The organism is Streptomyces sp. SID1328 (assembly GCF_009865595.1).
Taxonomy (GTDB): domain Bacteria; phylum Actinomycetota; class Actinomycetes; order Streptomycetales; family Streptomycetaceae; genus Streptomyces; species Streptomyces griseoluteus.
Map to the genome: position 1 here is coordinate 1 of NZ_WWKH01000889.1, position 3652 is coordinate 3652.

The window sequence follows — 3652 nt, forward strand, 5'->3', positions numbered from 1 at the left end:
CGCCCGCGAGGAGTTCTCCGAACGCGGCTACGAGAAGACCTCCGTACGCGGCATCGCCAAGGCCGCCGGGGTCGACTCCGCGCTGGTCCACCACTACTTCGGCACCAAGGAGCAGGTCTTCGAGGCCGCCGTCTCGGTCGCCTTCGCGCCCGCCCTCGCGGCGCCGGACGCGATCGCCGAGGGCCCGCTGGACTCCGTGGGGGAGCGGCTGACCCGGTTCGTGCTGGGTCTGTGGGAGAACCCCGCCACCCGTACGCCGCTGCTGGCCATCGTCCGCTCCGCCGTGAACAACGACACCGCCGCCGCCGTCTTCCGCCGCCTGATCTCCGCCCAGCTCCTGCTGCGCATCGCGGGACGCCTGGACGTGCCGGACGCCGAGCTGCGTGTCGAGCTGGCCGCCGCGCAACTGGTCGGCACGGCCATGCTGCGCTACGTGATCAAGGTCGAGCCGCTGGCATCGGCCGACCTGGAGCGGATCGTGGCCCGGCTGGCACCGGTGGTGCAGGGGCATCTCACGGGGGAGTGAGGCGGGGGCGCGACGGGAGTGCGGTCAGGGGTGCGGCGGGGTGCGGTGAGGGGCACGGCGGAGCCCGGCCGCCAAGACGTCCGTCCCGCATTCCGGACACTTCGTCCCGCCCCGTGGATGACCGGCGTACGCTCGGCATGAGTCAGAAGTCTCTCTGACCCGACTTCTCACGAAGGAGCGAGTGACGATGCCCGAGCTGAGGTCCCGCACAGTCACCCACGGCCGCAACATGGCGGGCGCCCGCGCCCTTATGCGCGCCTCGGGTGTACCCGGTGCGGACATCGGCCGCAAGCCCGTCATCGCGGTCGCCAACTCCTTCACCGAGTTCGTCCCCGGCCACACCCACCTCCAGCCGGTCGGCCGCATCGTCAGCGAGGCGATCACGGCCGCGGGCGGCATCCCGCGCGAGTTCAACACCATCGCCGTGGACGACGGCATCGCCATGGGCCACGGCGGCATGCTCTACTCCCTGCCCTCCCGCGACCTGATCGCGGACTCGGTGGAGTACATGGTGGAGGCCCACTGCGCCGACGCCCTGGTCTGCATCTCCAACTGCGACAAGATCACGCCGGGCATGCTGATGGCCGCGCTGCGGCTGAACATCCCGACCGTGTTCGTCTCCGGCGGGCCCATGGAGTCCGGCCAAGCCACCCTGGTCGACGGCACCGTGCGCACGCTGGACCTGGTCGACGCGATCTCCGACGCGGTCAACGACAAGATCTCCGACGAGGACATCCTCCGCATCGAGGAGAACGCCTGCCCGACCTGCGGCAGCTGTTCCGGCATGTTCACCGCCAACTCGATGAACTGCCTCACCGAGGCCATCGGCCTCTCCCTGCCCGGCAACGGCTCGGTCCTCGCCACCCACACCGCCCGCCGCGCCCTCTACGAGGACGCCGCCCGCACGGTCATGGACATCACCCGCCGGTACTACGAGCAGGACGACGAGACCGTCCTGCCCCGCTCCATCGCCTCCTTCGCGGCCTTCGAGAACGCGATGGCGCTGGACATCGCCATGGGCGGCTCCACCAACACGATCCTGCACCTGCTGGCCGCCGCCCAGGAGGCCGGCGTCCCCTTCGGCCTCCCGGAGATCGACGCCGTCTCCCGCCGCGTCCCGTGCCTCGCCAAGGTCGCGCCCAACGTGGCGAAGAACCGCACGTACTACATGGAGGACGTGCACCGCGCCGGCGGCATCCCCGCCCTCCTCGGCGAACTGCACCGCGCGGGGCTCCTCAACGAGGACGTGCACTCCGTCCACAGCCCGTCGCTGGCCGACTGGCTGAAGACCTGGGACGTGCGCGGCGGCTCCCCGTCCGCCGAGGCGGTCGAGCTGTGGCACGCGGCCCCCGGCTGCGTCCGCTCCGCCGAGGCCTTCTCCCAGTCCGAGCGCTGGGACTCCCTGGACGACGACGCCGAGGGCGGCTGCATCCGCTCCGCCGAGCACGCCTACTCCAAGGACGGCGGCCTCGCCGTCCTCAAGGGCAACCTCGCCGTCGACGGCTGCGTGGTGAAGACCGCGGGCGTCGACGAGTCGGTGTGGACCTTCGAGGGGCCCGCCGTGGTCTGCGAGTCCCAGGAGGAGGCCGTCCAGCGCATCCTGACCCAGGAGGTCAAGGACGGCGACGTGGTCGTCATCCGCTACGAGGGCCCCAAGGGCGGCCCCGGCATGCAGGAGATGCTCTACCCGACCTCGTACCTCAAGGGCCGTGGCCTCGGGAAGACCTGCGCCCTGATCACCGACGGCCGCTTCTCCGGCGGCACCTCGGGCCTCTCCATCGGCCACGCCTCCCCCGAAGCGGCTTCCGGCGGCACCATCGCCCTGGTCCAGGACGGCGACCGCATCCGCATCGACATCCCCAACCGCACCATCGACCTCCTGGTGGACGACGCGGAACTCGCCCGCCGCGAGGCTGAGTTGAACGGCGTCTACGCACCCGCCAACCGCACCCGCAAGGTCTCCGTCGCCCTGCGCGCCTACGCGGCCATGGCCACCAGCGCCGACAGGGGCGCCGTGCGCGACGTGTCCCTCCTGGGCTGACCCCCTCGGGCCTTCCGGCGGCCGGTGCGCTCCACGCTCACCAGGCCGCCGGATCACCCGTGTTCACCGCGAACACCGACCCGTCCGGCGCCCCCGCGTACACATGGCCCAACGCCAGCACCGGCGTCGGCAGCCCCGCCGTCACCCGGTCCGCCCGCGCGCCGAGCCGGGGACGGGTCTGGCCCGCGAGGGTGCCCCGGTGGGCGTCCACCGCGAGCAGCCGCCCGTCGGCAGCCGAGAAGTACACCCGCCGCCCGTCCGTCACCGGCGCCGAACCCCGGCTCACCGTCGTCTCCAGGTGCCACAACGGCTTGCCGGCCGCCATGTCCACCGCGTCCAGCCCTCCGTTGGCCGCGAGCAGGTACACCACCCCGTCCCGCACGGTGGCCTGAGCGTCCGTCCGCGGTCCCAGCAGCGGAATCCGGCGCGTCGCCCCCGACTTCACCTCGTACCGCACCAGCCCCTTGGTGTCCCCGTACACCGGGTCCTCGTCGAGGAAGTACACGAACCCGCGCTCCGCGCCCACCGGTTCGGCCATCCCCGACATCCGCTCACTCCACCGCACGTCCCCCGACACCGGATCGAACGCCGTGACCCGCGTGCTCCGCCCGTCCGCCGAGGTCACCGTCGCGTACCCGTCGCTCCCGGCGCCGAAGGCGTCGATCCGCGGCCGGGTCCCGTCCGGCAACGGCAGCCGCCACTTCTCCTTCCCCGAACCACTCTCCGCGCCCATGACCAACCCGTCCGCACGGGTGGTCACCAGCGTGCCCCCGATGTACCGCGTCCCGGTGTCCCCGGTCAGCTTCCGCTCCCCACGTGTACGCCCCGTGCCCGGATCGAGCGCCGTGAGCCGCCCGCTCTGGTTCCGCAGCCGCAGCGACCCGCCCGACAGCACCGGCGGATCACTCCACAACGCCCCGGCGAACGCCCGTCGCCACACCACGGACCCCTTCACCGGGTCCAGTGCGAAGACCGCCCCGTCCGCCGTGCACAGCAACTCGCCCGCGCCGAACACGCAACGGGGCGCACCGGGCACCCCGGCCACCGCCTCGGACCGCCACCCGTCGAACCCGGGCACCGTCACC

At 72.4% G+C, this 3652-nt stretch carries 3 protein-coding genes; 2 read left to right on the forward strand and 1 reads right to left on the reverse strand.

Annotated elements, in window-relative coordinates:
* The coding region (locus GT030_RS28655; RefSeq protein WP_161203570.1) for a TetR family transcriptional regulator at positions 1–526 on the forward strand (526 nt) is incomplete at its 5' end.
* 187 nt (positions 527–713) lie between these two features.
* Positions 714–2567: a dihydroxy-acid dehydratase gene (gene ilvD / locus GT030_RS28660; protein WP_161203571.1), complete on the forward strand. Its 1854-nt coding sequence runs from the start codon at positions 714–716 to the stop codon at positions 2565–2567.
* 37 nt (positions 2568–2604) lie between these two features.
* Here the strand turns inward: ilvD and GT030_RS28665 are convergent.
* Positions 2605–3652 (reverse strand): PQQ-binding-like beta-propeller repeat protein (locus tag GT030_RS28665; protein WP_161203572.1); only part of this gene is annotated, 1048 nt, incomplete at its 5' end.